This window comes from Pseudomonas brassicacearum (assembly GCF_003732175.1).
In the GTDB taxonomy this organism is placed as follows: domain Bacteria; phylum Pseudomonadota; class Gammaproteobacteria; order Pseudomonadales; family Pseudomonadaceae; genus Aquipseudomonas; species Aquipseudomonas brassicacearum_G.
Genome location: NZ_MOBI01000005.1, coordinates 112,243 through 125,975 on the forward strand (window position 1 = coordinate 112,243; position 13,733 = coordinate 125,975).

Annotated in this window: 11 protein-coding genes; 4 read left to right on the forward strand and 7 right to left on the reverse strand. The window is 59.9% G+C overall.

Features of this window, described 5'->3' with window-relative positions:
• Positions 1 to 26: 26 nt before the first annotated feature.
• From purU to glyA, 6 genes are all read right to left on the reverse strand, one after another.
• Positions 27 to 884 (reverse strand): formyltetrahydrofolate deformylase, encoded by an 858-nt coding sequence (gene purU / locus BK658_RS04540; RefSeq protein WP_123581243.1) that lies wholly within the window; start codon positions 882 to 884, stop codon positions 27 to 29.
• A 156-nt stretch (positions 885 to 1,040) separates the two neighbouring features.
• On the reverse strand, positions 1,041 to 1,673 hold the full coding sequence (locus tag BK658_RS04550; RefSeq protein ID WP_123581244.1) for a sarcosine oxidase subunit gamma: 633 nt from the start codon (positions 1,671 to 1,673) through the stop codon (positions 1,041 to 1,043).
• Positions 1,674 to 1,725: 52 nt separating this feature from the next.
• Entirely contained in the window at positions 1,726 to 4,743 is a 3,018-nt protein-coding gene (locus tag BK658_RS04555) for a sarcosine oxidase subunit alpha (RefSeq protein WP_123581245.1), read from the reverse strand.
• Entirely contained in the window at positions 4,740 to 5,069 is a 330-nt protein-coding gene (locus tag BK658_RS04560) for a sarcosine oxidase subunit delta (RefSeq protein ID WP_123581246.1), read from the reverse strand. Before BK658_RS04560 ends, BK658_RS04555 begins: the two co-directional genes overlap by 4 nt.
• Before the next feature lie 156 nt (positions 5,070 to 5,225).
• Positions 5,226 to 6,476: a sarcosine oxidase subunit beta gene (locus BK658_RS04565; protein WP_019693993.1), complete on the reverse strand. Its 1,251-nt coding sequence runs from the start codon at positions 6,474 to 6,476 to the stop codon at positions 5,226 to 5,228.
• A gap of 23 nt (positions 6,477 to 6,499) precedes the next feature.
• Entirely contained in the window at positions 6,500 to 7,753 is a 1,254-nt protein-coding gene (gene glyA, locus BK658_RS04570) for a serine hydroxymethyltransferase (RefSeq protein WP_123581247.1), read from the reverse strand.
• Positions 7,754 to 8,112: 359 nt separating this feature from the next.
• On the opposite strand from glyA, the gene BK658_RS04575 reads away from it, so the two are divergent.
• The 3 genes from BK658_RS04575 to BK658_RS04585 all read left to right on the forward strand — a co-directional run bounded on the left by BK658_RS04575 (position 8,113) and on the right by BK658_RS04585 (position 10,492).
• On the forward strand, positions 8,113 to 9,153 hold the full coding sequence (locus BK658_RS04575) for a threonine aldolase family protein (protein ID WP_123581248.1): 1,041 nt from the start codon (positions 8,113 to 8,115) through the stop codon (positions 9,151 to 9,153).
• A gap of 348 nt (positions 9,154 to 9,501) precedes the next feature.
• Positions 9,502 to 9,804: a hypothetical protein gene (locus BK658_RS04580; RefSeq protein WP_123581249.1), complete on the forward strand. Its 303-nt coding sequence runs from the start codon at positions 9,502 to 9,504 to the stop codon at positions 9,802 to 9,804.
• A gap of 154 nt (positions 9,805 to 9,958) precedes the next feature.
• Positions 9,959 to 10,492, forward strand: coding sequence for an REP-associated tyrosine transposase (locus BK658_RS04585; RefSeq protein ID WP_123581250.1), 534 nt, complete (start codon positions 9,959 to 9,961; stop codon positions 10,490 to 10,492).
• A gap of 176 nt (positions 10,493 to 10,668) precedes the next feature.
• Here BK658_RS04585 and gbcB read toward each other — a convergent pair whose 3' ends face one another.
• Positions 10,669 to 11,769: a glycine-betaine demethylase subunit GbcB gene (gbcB, locus tag BK658_RS04590; RefSeq protein WP_123581251.1), complete on the reverse strand. Its 1,101-nt coding sequence runs from the start codon at positions 11,767 to 11,769 to the stop codon at positions 10,669 to 10,671.
• Positions 11,770 to 12,052: 283 nt separating this feature from the next.
• Between gbcB and gbcA the strand changes: the two genes are divergently transcribed.
• Complete coding sequence (gene gbcA / locus BK658_RS04600) at positions 12,053 to 13,348, forward strand: glycine-betaine demethylase subunit GbcA (RefSeq protein WP_123581253.1); 1,296 nt, start codon at positions 12,053 to 12,055, stop codon at positions 13,346 to 13,348.
• The last annotated feature ends 385 nt before the right edge of the window (positions 13,349 to 13,733 follow it).

A 13,733-nucleotide genomic window follows, 5' to 3' on the forward strand; every position in this document is an offset into this window, starting at 1 on the left:
GGAGCGAGCTTGCTCGCGATGGCGATCTAAAGAACTACTGTTCTGTTGGCGTTGAGAAACACCCGCCGTTCAATGTGATAACCCACCGCCCGGGCCAATGTCAGCCCCTCGATATCCCGGCCTTTGGCTATCAGGTCTTCGGGGTAATGGCTGTGATCCACCGCTTCCACGCCCTGGGCGATGATCGGGCCTTCGTCGAGGTCGTTGTTGATGTAGTGCGCCGTGGCGCCCACCAGTTTCACGCCCTTGTTGTAGGCCTGGTGATACGGCTTGGCGCCTTTGAAACCGGGCAGCAACGAGTGGTGAATGTTGATCGCTTTACCATCGAGCTTGCGGCACAGCTCCGGCGACAGCACTTGCATGTAGCGCGCAAGCACCACCAGTTCTGCACCGGATTCTTCGATCACCTGCCAGACCTGCCGCTCTTGCGAGGGCTTGTCGTTGGGGTCGAGCGGGAAGTGGTAATAAGGAATCCCGTGCCAGTCTGCCAGCGGCTTGAGGTCCGGGTGGTTGGACACCACCGCAACTACATCCATCGCCAGTTGGCCGATGCGCTGGCGATAGAGCAAATCGTTGAGGCAGTGATCGGCCTTGGAAACCATGATCACCACTTTGGGCCGGTGGTGCGGCGGAGTCAGTTCGAACACCATGCCGAACGCGTCGGTCCGTTCGGCCAGGCCTGCGCGAAATGCCTGTTCGTCGAAACTCGACGGCTGACGGAACTCCACGCGAATGAAGAAACGCGCGGACAGCCGATCATCGAAGGAGTGGTGCTCGGTGACGTAGCAACCCTGTTCGAACAAAAAGCGGGTCACCGCATCTACCGTGCCCAGGACGCTTGGGCAATGGGCAGTCAAAATCCATGTGTCTGGGGCGCGGCTCATAATGCGGTGACTCCTCGTTTACTGATCGTTCCCACGCTCTGCGTGGGAATGCCGCCAGTGACGCTCTGCGTCACCGCCGTAGAGCTGGACGCAGAGCGTCCGGGGATGCATTCCCACGCAGAGCGTGGGAACGATCATCAGCTCCCTCGCCACAGATCAGGCCTGGACGCTCAGGCCATACTCAGCAGCCGCATCCTGCAACCACAGCCACCAGTAATCCGAGAAGCTGCGACGGATCAGCAGTTCCCAGGTGTCTACGGCGGTATGGCGGATCACCAGTTGCGACTTGGCGAACACAGTGCCCACCGCTTTGCCCACCGGGAAGTTGTTGGGGTGCACGTCGTAGCTGGTGGACTTCATCAGCACTTCGCGGACTTTCGGGCCGCTCAGTTCAAGAATCTGTTGGCCACCGCTGACGTTGACGATGGCGATATGCAGATCGCCCAGGGCTTCACGCAGTTTCTTTTCGGCGGCGAATTCTTCACCGCTCGGCACGATCAGCAGCCACTCATCCGGGCCCATCCATTGCAGGCTGGTTTCGCCTTTGACGACCACGGTCAGCGCGGCCGGCAGCTCAAGGCCCAGGGCCTTGTGCACGCCAGCGGCGAATGCCGGGTTATGGGCATCGCCACGAAGGGTCAGGTGACCCAGGAGTTTTTTCTCACGCACGGTGACACCGGCGTTTTTACGGCCCTTGCCCACCAGGCTTTGCAGGCCCGCGTGGTGCAGCGACGACTCGGCCTTTGCCCCAGTGGTTGGGCGCTGTTGGTAAACGTTGGCTGTGGTCATAAAGCACCTGTCTTGAATTCGTACGTCGCCCCCGAAGGGGCGAGCGTTGGTATCACACGTTCTGGCGATCGCCTTTCGGATCGAAGAACACCGAAGAAACGATTTCCGCTTCGATCACGCTGCCGTCGGCCAACGGCGCGAACACGCGCTCGCCGAGGCGCTTCAAGCCGCCTTTGACCACACCCATCGCAAACGAATAGCCGAGGGAGTTGTGGGCGTAGCTGGAGGTCACGTGACCGACCATGCTCATCGGAATCGCTTGCTTGGTGTTGAACACCAGTTGCGCACCTTCCGGCAGCCATTTGGTCGGGTCGATCGGCTTGAGGCCGACCAACTGTTTGCGTTGATCACGCACACAGTCTTCACGGTTCATGCCACGCCAGCCGATCCACGAGAACGGTTTGGTACGACCGACGCACCAGCCCATGTTCAGGTCGTCCGGGGTCATAGAGCTGTCAGTGTCCTGGCCGACGATGATGAAACCCTTCTCGGCCCGCAGGACGTGCATGGTTTCAGTGCCGTATGGCGTCAGGTTGTACTTCTTGCCCGCCTCGACGATTTTTTCCAGGACGCCCATGGCGTAGTCGGCCTGTACGTTGACTTCGTACGACAGCTCACCGGTAAACGAGATCCGGAATACCCGCGCCGGCACACCGCCTACCAAACCTTCTTTCCAGGTCATGAACGGGAAGCCGTCCCTGTCCAGATCGATGTCGGTCACTTCGCTGAGCAGCTTGCGGCTGTTCGGCCCGGACAGGGTCATGGTCGCCCAGTGGTCGGTAACCGAGGTGAAGTACACCTTCAGGTCTGGCCATTCGGTCTGGTGATAGATTTCCAGCCATTGCAGCACGCGTGCAGCGCCGCCGGTGGTGGTGGTCATCACGAAGTGGTTGTCGGCGAGGCAAGCGGTGACGCCGTCGTCGAAAACCATCCCGTCTTCTTTACACATCAGGCCGTAGCGGGCCTTGCCCACGTCGAGCTTGGTCCAGGCGTTGGTGTAGACGCGGTTGAGGAACTCACGCGCGTCCGGGCCTTGAATGTCGATCTTGCCGAGTGTCGAGGCATCCAGCAGGCCAACGCTTTCACGCACCGCCAGGCATTCGCGTTTCACTGCGGCATGCAGGTCTTCACCGTTTTTCGGGAAGTACCAAGGACGTTTCCACTGACCGACGTCTTCGAACTCGGCGCCGTTTTTCACGTGCCAGGCGTGCAGTGCGGTGTAACGCACTGGCTCGAAGATGTGCCCACAGTGACGACCGGCTACCGCGCCGAAAGTCACCGGCGTGTAGTTCGGGCGGAACATGGTGGTACCCATCTGTGGGATGGTCACGTTCAGCGAACGGGCGGCGATGGCCAGACCGTTGACGTTGCCGAGCTTGCCCTGGTCAGTACCGAAGCCCAGTGCGGTGTAGCGTTTGACGTGCTCGACCGACTCGAAGCCCTCGCGGGTCGCCAGTTCGATGGCGGCAGCGGTGACGTCGTTCTGCAGGTCGACGAATTGCTTCGGCGCCCGTGCGGTAGCCTTTTCATGCGGCACCTGGAACAGCGCCAGGGTCGGTTCTTCCACACGGCTCAGGGCTTTTGGCAGGACGCCTTCGACCGCTTTGAAGCCGGCTTCACTGGCTGCGCGCACGCCGCCTTCAAAACCGTCGGCCAGGGAATCGCCGAGGCTGTAGACGCCATTGATGCCGCCCACGCAGACGCGTTTTTGCGGTGCTTCGCCCGGGATGAAACCGAGGATGTCTTCACGCCAGATCGGTTTGCCGCCCAAGTGCGACGCCAGGTGAACCACCGGGCTGTAGCCGCCGGAGCTGGCGACCAGATCGCATTCAAGCCATTCGCCAGGGCTGGCGACGGTGTGCGCCTTGACGTCGATCGCGGCAACACGAGCAGCGGTTACACGCTTGCTGCCGCGTGCTTCGATGACGGCACTGCCGGTCAGAATACGGATGCCTTTGGCGCGCGCTTCTTCTACCAGCGCACCGCGAGGATTGCTCCGCGCATCGGCGATGGCCACCACTTGCAGGCTCGCGTCGAGCCAGTCCAGCGCCACGCGGTAGGCGTGATCGTTGTTGGTCGACAGCACCAGTTTCTTGCCCGGTGCTACGCCGTAACGGCGTATGTAAGTCGAGACGGCACCGGCGAGCATGTTGCCCGGCACGTCGTTGTTGCCGTAGACCAGCGGACGCTCGTGAGCACCGGTCGCCAGCACCACGCGCTTGGCGCGAACCCGGTGGATACGCTGACGAACCTGGCCGATCGGTGCGCGGTCGCCGAGGTGATCGGTGAGGCGCTCGTGGATGGTCAGGAAGTTGTGGTCGTGGTAACCGTTGACGGTCGCGCGAGGCAACAGCAACACGTCAGGGGTGTTTTTGAGCTCGGCAATGACACTGGCGACCCACTCGGTGGCTGGTTTGCCGTCGAGGCTTTCACGGGAGTCGAGCAGGCTGCCGCCAAACTCTTCCTGCTCATCGGCCAGAATCACTCGGGCGCCGCTGCGCGCAGCCGCCAGGGCAGCCGCCAGACCGGCCGGGCCACCACCGACGATCAATACGTCGCAGTGCTGGTTCATGTAGTCATAGGTGTCCGGATCGTTTTCGGTCGGCGAACGACCTAAACCTGCGGCCTTACGAATGTACTTCTCGTAGGTCATCCAGAACGATTGCGGGTACATGAAGGTTTTGTAGTAGAAACCCGGTGGCATCAGCTTGCCGCCGACCTTGCCGAGAATCCCCATCATGTCGTTGTTCACGCTCGGCCAGCCGTTGGTGCTGGTGGCGACGAGACCCTGATACAACGCTTGCTGAGTGGCGCGCACGTTAGGAATTTGCGTGGCTTCGGTAGCACCGATCTGCAGCACTGCGTTCGGCTCTTCAGCGCCTGCTGCGAAGATCCCGCGAGGACGCGAATACTTGAAGCTGCGACCGATGATGTCGACGCCGTTGGCCAGCAATGCAGCGGCCAGGGAGTCGCCTTCAAAGCCCTTGTAGACCTGACCGTTGAAGGTGAAGCTCAGGACTTTGTTGCGGTCGATCCGTCCACCGTTGGACAGGCGATTGATCTGGCTCATACCTTCGCTCCCAGAGCCTGCGCGGCCGCTTTCGGACTTTCAGTCTTGTCGGTGAACTGCGGCTTGGTGCCGATCTTGTAGGTTTCGAGAATCACGTAGGTCACGGTGTCACGGGTGACGTTGAAATACTGACGGCAACCGGCGACGTGATCCCACAGCTCGTGGTGCAACCCGCGAGGGTTGTCACGGAAGAACATGTAGTCGCCCCACTCCTCGTCGGTGCAGGTGTTCGGGTCCAGTGGGCGCGGGATGTGCGCCTGGCCGGATGCATGGAATTCCTCTTCGGAGCGCAGCTCGCCGCAGTGAGGACAGAAGATGTGCAACATAGGGATTTCTCCTATCAAGCGCCGTGAAAACGTAGCGAGCGAAGGCAAGACAAGGCAAAAACAGGAGAGAAAGCGGAGCTTAGTTTACTAAGTGAGCATTTCGAGCCTGTTTTTAACGCCGTATTGCCGAGCGCAGTAGTTTTCATGGGGCCTTTGTTAGTGGGCGACCGCAGCAGCGCCATGTTCATCGATCAACGCACCGCTGTGGAAGCGGTCGATGGAGAAAGGTGCAGCCAATGGGTGCATTTCACCCTTGGCGAGGCTGGCGGCAAATACGTTGCCCGAGCCTGGAGTCGCTTTAAAACCACCGGTGCCCCAACCGCAGTTGAAGAACATGTTCGGCACCGGTGTTTTCGAGATGATCGGGCAGGCATCCGGGGTGGTGTCGACGATGCCGCCCCACTGACGGTTCATGCGTACGCGAGACAAGACCGGGAACATCTCGACGATGGCCTGGATGGTGTGCTCGATCACCGGGTACGAACCGCGCTGGCCGTAGCCGTTGTAGCCGTCGATACCGGCACCGATTACCAGGTCGCCCTTGTCGGACTGGCTGATGTAGCCGTGTACGGCGTTGGACATGATCACACTGTCGATAATCGGCTTGATCGGCTCGGACACCAGCGCTTGCAGCGGGTGGGATTCGATCGGCAGACGGAAACCGGCCAGTTTGGCCATGTGCCCGGAGTTACCCGCGGTGACTACACCGACGCGCTTGGCGCCGATGAAGCCCTTGTTGGTTTCAACGCCGATGCACACACCGTTTTCCTTGCGGAAACCGATCACTTCGGTCTGCTGGATCAGGTCCACGCCCAAGGCGTCGGCCGCACGGGCAAAGCCCCAGGCCACGGCATCGTGACGGGCCACGCCGCCGCGACGCTGGACGGTAGCGCCCATCACCGGGTAACGAGTGTTTTTCGAGCAGTCGAGGTACGGAATCTCGTCAGCCACTTGCTGAGCGGTGAGCAGTTCGCCATCGACGCCGTTGAGGCGGTTGGCGCTGACCCGACGCTCGGAATCACGGATGTCCTGCAGGGTGTGGCACAGGTTGTAGACGCCACGCTGGGAGAACATCACGTTGTAGTTCAGGTCCTGGGACAGACCTTCCCAGAGTTTCATCGCGTGTTCGTACAGGTGGGCCGACTCGTCCCACAGGTAATTGGACCGCACGATGGTGGTGTTGCGCGCGGTGTTACCGCCGCCCAGCCAGCCCTTCTCGACCACGGCCACGTTAGTGATGCCGTGTTCCTTGGCCAGGTAGTAGGCAGTCGCCAGACCATGCCCGCCGCCGCCGACGATGACCACGTCGTAGACTTTTTTCGGAGTCGGCGTGCGCCACATCCGCTGCCAGTTTTCGTGGTGGCTGAGGGAGTGTTTGAAGAGGCCGAAGCCTGAGTAGCGTTGCATAGTCATTTACTCCAAAACCGCGCTCAGCGATAAACCGGGAAGTCCGCGCACACAGCTGCCACATGCTTGGCAACATTGGCCTCGACATCGGCGTCGCCGAGGTTGTCGAGGATGTCGCAGATCCAGCCGGCCAGTTCAACGCACTGGGTAACCTTAAAGCCGCGAGTGGTGACCGCCGGGGTGCCGATACGCAGGCCGGAGGTGACGAACGGCGATTGTGGATCGTTCGGTACGGCGTTCTTGTTCACGGTGATGTGGGCACGACCCAAGGCGGCGTCGGCTTCCTTACCGGTCAGGCCCTGACGGATCAGGCTCACCAGGAACAGGTGGTTATCAGTACCGCCGGACACTACATCGTAGCCACGTTTGATAAAAACGCCGGCCATCGCCTGGGCGTTATCGATCACTTGTTGCTGGTAAGCCTTGAAACCAGGCTCCAACGCTTCCTTGAAGCACACCGCCTTACCGGCGATCACGTGCATCAGCGGGCCGCCCTGGGCACCGGGGAAGACTGCCGCGTTGAGCTTTTTCTCGATTTCTTCGTTAGCCTTGGCCAGGATCAGGCCGCCACGCGGACCGCGCAGGGTCTTGTGGGTGGTGGTGGTCACCACGTCGGCATACGGCAGCGGGTTCGGGTACAGGCCAGCAGCGACCAGACCGGCAACGTGCGCCATGTCGACGAACAGCAGCGCACCCACCTTGTCGGCGATCTGACGGAAACGTGGGAAGTCCAGAGTCTTGGAGTAAGCCGAGAAGCCGGCAACAATCATCTTCGGCTTGCATTCGACGGCCAGGCGCTCGACTTCGTCGTAGTCGATCAGGCCGGTTTTGGTGTCGATGCCGTACTGCACGGCGTTGTACAGTTTGCCCGAGGACGACACCTTGGCGCCGTGGGTCAGGTGACCGCCATGAGCCAGGCTCATGCCGAGAATGGTGTCGCCGGCTTGCAGCAGGGCCAGGTAAACGGCGCTGTTGGCCGACGAGCCGGAGTGCGGCTGGACGTTGGCGTAATCGGCACCGAACAGCAGTTTGGCACGTTCGATGGCCAGCGCTTCGACCTTGTCGACGTGCTCGCAGCCGCCGTAGTAGCGCTTGCCTGGGTAGCCTTCGGCGTATTTGTTGGTCAGGCCGCTGCCTTGCGCTTCCATGACGCGTTTGCTGGTGTAGTTCTCTGACGCGATCAGCTCGATGTGATCTTCCTGGCGCAGCTCTTCGGCATTCATCGCCGCCAGCAGTGCATCGTCGTAACCCTTGATCTGGTCTTGCTTGCTGAACATCGCGTCTCTCCCAGCGGCGGCTTGTGCGCCTTTCGTCTCGGTGAGGCACGTACCTTACGGCAGTGCCCTTTGGATGCGATGGTATGGCCGGCGCAGACAGGTCAAATGCCTATGGACGCCACGCAAAGGTGCGTTTACGACATACGCCCAAAGAGCGACCACTGACCAGCAGTCGCGACACACTCGACGTAGGAGCTGCCGAAGGCTGCGGCAGCTCCTATAGCAGGTTCAACGCACTGTCGCGTGTAGTCATGTGCATAATTGCCTAACGTCTTTGTATTTTTCTGGCAGACACATCGCGTGTGCTCCGCCACCAATCTTGGGTACAGTGCGCACCATCATCGACCACGGAGCCGGCCATGACCGACAAGAGCCAACAATTCGCCAGCGACAACTATTCCGGTATCTGCCCGGAAGCCTGGGCCGCCATGGAACAGGCCAATCAAGGCCACCAACGCGCCTATGGCGACGATGAGTGGACGGCACGCGCCTCGGACGATTTCCGCAAACTGTTCGAAACCGACTGCGAAGTGTTCTTCGCCTTCAACGGCACCGCGGCCAACTCGCTGGCGCTGTCGTCGCTGTGCCAGAGCTACCACAGCGTGATCTGCTCGGAAACCGCCCACGTCGAAACCGACGAATGCGGCGCGCCGGAGTTCTTCTCCAACGGCTCCAAGCTGCTCATCGCACGCACTGAAAACGGTAAGTTGACCCCGGATTCGATTCGCGAAATCGCCCTCAAGCGCCAGGACATCCACTACCCGAAACCGCGCGTCGTGACCCTGACCCAGGCGACCGAAGTCGGCAGCATCTATACCCCGGAAGAAATCCGCGCCATCAGCGCCACCTGCAAGGAACTGGGCCTGAACCTGCACATGGACGGCGCGCGCTTCTCCAACGCCTGCGCGTTCCTCAATTGCTCGCCTGCCGACCTGACCTGGAAAGCCGGCGTTGACGTGTTGTGCTTCGGCGGCACGAAAAACGGCATGGCCGTGGGTGAGGCGATTCTGTTCTTCAACCACAAGCTGGCCGAAGACTTCGACTACCGGTGCAAACAGGCCGGGCAACTGGCGTCGAAAATGCGTTTCCTCTCGGCGCCATGGGTCGGCCTGCTGGAAAACGACGCTTGGCTCAAACACGCCCGCCACGCCAACTACTGCGCACAGTTGCTGGCCGAGCTGGTGAGCGACATTCCAGGCGTTGAACTGATGTTCCCGGTACAAGCCAATGGCGTGTTCCTGCAACTCTCGGAATCGGCCGTCGCGGCCCTGACCGCCAAGAGCTGGCGCTTCTACACCTTCATCGGCAAAGGCGGCGCACGCTTCATGTGCTCGTGGGATACCGAGGTAGAGCGGGTACGGGAATTGGCGGCGGATATTCGGGAAGTGATGAGCGCCTGATTAGCCTGATCGTTCCCACGCGGAGCGTGGGAACGATCAAACCTCACAACTTTCCAAGACCTTTCCGACAACGTACCCTGTTGCCGCGTCTCAGCGTCGCTCCTATAGTTCGAGCTCGCGGAAAACTCCGCGAATGACCTTGGCCGGTCGAACTCAGGAGCGCATCAGCGTCCCCAACACCCTTGCAGACGCTTTTTTTATGTCTGAAAACTCGTGTTATGGCGGCTGTGCGCGGGACACCTTCGGGTGTGCCGGTGTTCCTGTGGCCGGTCGGCCAACCCTCGCACAGCTGCCACCTATTTCGTTTGGCCGCGAACGGTGAAGGCTCTACTTACAGGAGTTACACCCATGAATGAACAAGTCATGCCTCGCTACCTCCCCGTCGACACCTACGATTCTGCAAACCCCGTGCTCTTCATCAACACCCACAAAGAACTCAGCGACCTGGCCGCCTGCGCCGCACACCGTTTCACGGTGGTTCGCGACCTTATGGACACCTTGACCAGCCTGTCCCTCAAAGGCATTTCCGATTGCGACCTGACCCGCGTCACCCGTGGCGTGCATTTGCTCACACGTGAAGGGTGTGCGGTGCTGGAGGTGATTCAGTTGCGGGTGGGGCAGTTGGAGGAAGGGTACAAAGCCAAGGTTTAGTGGCGCGGCGACATTTCCCACCCATTTCTCCGCGCCCGTCTTCTAGCGCCACCGCCTCACTCCCCGCAACATGATCGTTCCCACGCTCTGCGTGGGAATGCATCCCCGGACGCTTCGCGTCCAGGCCGCGCCACAAGATTCACGGATGAACTCCATGGGCCGAAGCCGCTACACCATCACCGAACCCGACAAACCCCACTTCGTGACCTGCACAATCATGGAGTGGCTCCCGTTATTCATCCGGCCCTACATTGTCGATCACCTGCTCAATTGCTGGCGCTATCAACAATCCCATCAGAACTTACAGCTGTATGGCTACGTCATCCTGGAAAACCATCTGCACTTCGTGGCCGAAGCTCCGAACTTGAGCAAATGCCTCAGCCAGTTCAAGTCCTTCACCGCCCGACAAATCATCGACGATCTGCAAAGCAAAGGCGCAGAACGAGCCCTGCAACGCCTGCGTTTCAGCAAGCGCGCCCATAAGCACGATCGGGTTTATCAGCTATGGCAGGAAGGTTCGCACGCAGAGTTGGTTTACAGCGAAACAGTGATGCGCCAGAAACTGGACTACATCCATCAAAACCCGGTGAAACGCGGGTATGTGGATTTGGCAGAGCACTGGCGGTACTCAAGCGCTCGGAACTATGCAGGGATGGAGGGGGTGATCGAGATTCAGCGCTGGTATTGAAACGGACGACCGGACGACCGCGGCGCGACAGGAACGCGGAGCGTCCCGAGAGGCATTCCCACGCGGAGCGTGGGAACGAGAGTGTGAAACTTCCCAGCCAGTGATGTACTCGTTCCCACGCTCTGCGTGGGAATGCAGCCCGGGACGCTCTGCGTCCCTTCCCCCGGAGTAACGGCTTAGAACTCGATCCGTACATCCCCTTTCGGCACGCTGCAGCATGACAGGATGTAGCCCTCGGCTTCGTCTTCTTCGGTGATCCCGCCGTTGTGCTCCATCTCGACTTCCCCGCCCAGCTTCATCACCTTGCACGTTCCGCAGATCCCCATCCCGCAGGCTTTCGGAATCAGCAGGCCAAGCTTGGCGGCGGCGGCGTGGACGGTTTCACCCGGTGCCACGCGGATGCTTTTGCCGGACGCGGTGAATTCCACTTGATGCAGATCCGCCACGTCGATTTCCGGGGCGTCGGCCGCTTGTTCGGCTTGCTCCACTGCATCGGCACGGGCCTCTGGCGGTGTAGCACCGAAAGATTCTTCGTGGTAACGCTTCATGTCGAAGCCAGCGGCTTCCAGCAGGCGTTTGACCGCGTGCATGTAAGGGGTCGGGCCGCAGCAGAAGACCTCACGCTCAAGGAAGTCCGGTGCCATCAGCTCCAGCATTTTATGATTCAGGTAGCCGCGATAACCGGCCCAAGGCTCACCCAGTCCGTGCTTCTCACAGATCAGGTGCAGGCTGAAGTTATCGATCCGCGATGCCATGTGCTCCAGCTCGCGGTGATAGATGATGTCTTTCGGCGAGCGGGCGCTGTGGATAAACACCATGTCGACGTTGCCGTTGGTGTCGTAGAACCAGCGGGCCATGGACATTACCGGGGTGATCCCGACACCGCCGCTGAGATAGAGCACTTTCGGTGCGGTGAAATCCATCGCGTTGAACAACCCGACCGGCCCGTGCACCGCCAGTTCCTGGCCCTCGTGCAGGGTGTCGTGCAGCCAGTTGGAAACCTTGCCGCCCGGTACGCGCTTGATAGTCACCGAAAAGCTGTAAGGCACCGACGGTGAACTGGAAATGGTGTACGAGCGCATGATCGGCACACCGTCGATCTCCAGCTCCAGGGTGACGAACTGCCCCGGCTTGAAGAAGAACATGATCGGCTGGTCGGCCATGAAGCAGAAGGTCCGCACGTCCCAGGTTTCCTGGATGACTTTGACGCAACGGACAATGTGCCGGCCATTGGCCCAGGTCTGGGTGGTTACCGGGTTCAGGAAACTATTGGACATGCTGATCTCCACGGTCGACTGTCGACCTCATGTTGCCGATTCTGCGTATAGCGCAGATTGCCCATTTACCTATCTGCGACATTCACATGCTTATCGCGACCAGCCCACAACCACCGGGGGTTGAGCGTCGGGAACAGATTGGGCCATGTCGCCCATGGATAAGGTTCCAGCCTGCGCCGGGCCCACACTCGCTTCAACAGATAAACGCTGTTTTCTGCCTTGCGTAGCAACCCTGATTAGCCACTATTCGCCGGCCACACAGATGGTCATGAGGACTTAAACGATGGACGTCACCACTACCTTGAGCTTGGGCGATCCACTGGAACCCGCACGCAAGGCCACCGCGCAGATGCTGCAAGAGCGCGAGCGTACATTTTCACTGCCACAGCCGTTCTACTCTGATGAGCGGTTATTCGATATCGACATGCAGGAGATCTTCCAGAAAGAGTGGCTGATCGCCGGCATGACCTGCGAAATCCCGACCAAGGGCAACTACCTGACCCTGCAGATCGGCAAGAACCCGATCATCGTGATTCGCGGCGCCGAAGGCGTGGTTCACGCCTTCCATAACGTCTGCCGCCACCGTGGTTCGCGTCTGTGCACCAGCGACAAAGGCAAAGTCGCCAAGCTGGTTTGCCACTACCACCAGTGGACCTACGAGCTGGACGGACGCCTGTTGTTCGCTGGCACCGAGATGGGCGACGACTTCGACATGAAGCAGTACGGCCTGAAACCGGTAAACGTGAAGACCGCTGGCGGTTACATCTTCATCAGCCTCGCGGAAAACCCGCCGGCCATCGATGACTTCCTGTCGACACTGAGCCATTACATGGAACCGTATGACATGGAAAACACCAAGGTGGCGGTGCAAACCACCCTGGTGGAACAGGCCAACTGGAAACTGGTGCTGGAAAACAACCGCGAGTGCTACCACTGCAACGCGTCGCACCCGGCACTGCTGAAAACCCTGCTGGAATGGGACGACGTGACCGACCCACGTGCCGACCAGGCGTTCAAGGACCACGTAGCCGCTTCTGCCGCTGCGTGGGAAGCCGAGAAGATTCCTTACGCACACGCCAGTTTCGGCCTGCGTAACCGCATCGTGCGCATGCCGTTGCTCAAGGGCACCGTGTCGATGACCCTGGACGGCAAGCAAGCCTGCAAGAAACTCATGGGCCGGATCCAGAACCCGGACCTGGGCTCGATGCGCATCCTGCACCTGCCGCACTCATGGAACCACTGCATGGGCGATCACATCATTGTGTTCACCGTGTGGCCGATCAGCGCGCAGGAAACCATGGTCACCACCAAATGGCTGGTGCACAAGGACGCTGTCGAAGGCGTGGATTACGACGTCGAGCGCATGCGTGAAGTCTGGGATGCGACCAACAACGAAGACCGTCGCTTGGCCGAAGAGAACCAGCGCGGGATCAACTCCACGGCGTACCAGCCAGGCCCGTACTCCAAGACTTACGAGTTCGGCGTGGTGAACTTCGTGGATTGGTACAGCGAGCGTCTGCTGAGCAATCTGGGGGCCGAGCCTGCGCCTTACCTCAAAGGCGTGCCGGTTCACGGTTAAGATCCAAAAGCATCGCGAGCAGGCTCGCTCCCACATTGATTGATGTTGTTCGTAGCATGTGTGAACACCACCAATCCCCTGTGGGAGCGAGCCTGCTCGCGATGGCGTCCTACCTCACTACATCCCTCCCCCTGAATACACTCCCCTCATCTTTAGAACTGTACGAAATATGATCTATCGCGTTCCAGCCTATAAGGGACGTGGCGTACAGCCTTCCGCGAACAAGTTATCCACACCTCCACCCACAGCTAATGGGGACAACTGTGGAAAGACTGAAAACTTTCTCCACAGAAACTGAAGAAAATCCGTGACTTATTCAATTGACGGGTTTTCGATCGCCATTGTCTATTTTTTGACCAGACGCCTGTAAGCCACGTTATTCATG

Coding starts and splice junctions, on each gene's coding strand:
- purU (WP_123581243.1), bottom strand. CDS start 884: ATGAGCCGCGCCCCAGACACATGGATTTTGACTGCCCATTGCCCAAGC.
- BK658_RS04550 (WP_123581244.1), bottom strand. CDS start 1,673: ATGACCACAGCCAACGTTTACCAACAGCGCCCAACCACTGGGGCAAAG.
- BK658_RS04555 (WP_123581245.1), bottom strand. CDS start 4,743: ATGAGCCAGATCAATCGCCTGTCCAACGGTGGACGGATCGACCGCAAC.
- BK658_RS04560 (WP_123581246.1), bottom strand. CDS start 5,069: ATGTTGCACATCTTCTGTCCTCACTGCGGCGAGCTGCGCTCCGAAGAG.
- BK658_RS04565 (WP_019693993.1), bottom strand. CDS start 6,476: ATGCAACGCTACTCAGGCTTCGGCCTCTTCAAACACTCCCTCAGCCAC.
- glyA (WP_123581247.1), bottom strand. CDS start 7,753: ATGTTCAGCAAGCAAGACCAGATCAAGGGTTACGACGATGCACTGCTG.
- BK658_RS04575 (WP_123581248.1), top strand. CDS start 8,113: ATGACCGACAAGAGCCAACAATTCGCCAGCGACAACTATTCCGGTATC.
- BK658_RS04580 (WP_123581249.1), top strand. CDS start 9,502: ATGAATGAACAAGTCATGCCTCGCTACCTCCCCGTCGACACCTACGAT.
- BK658_RS04585 (WP_123581250.1), top strand. CDS start 9,959: ATGGGCCGAAGCCGCTACACCATCACCGAACCCGACAAACCCCACTTC.
- gbcB (WP_123581251.1), bottom strand. CDS start 11,769: ATGTCCAATAGTTTCCTGAACCCGGTAACCACCCAGACCTGGGCCAAT.
- gbcA (WP_123581253.1), top strand. CDS start 12,053: ATGGACGTCACCACTACCTTGAGCTTGGGCGATCCACTGGAACCCGCA.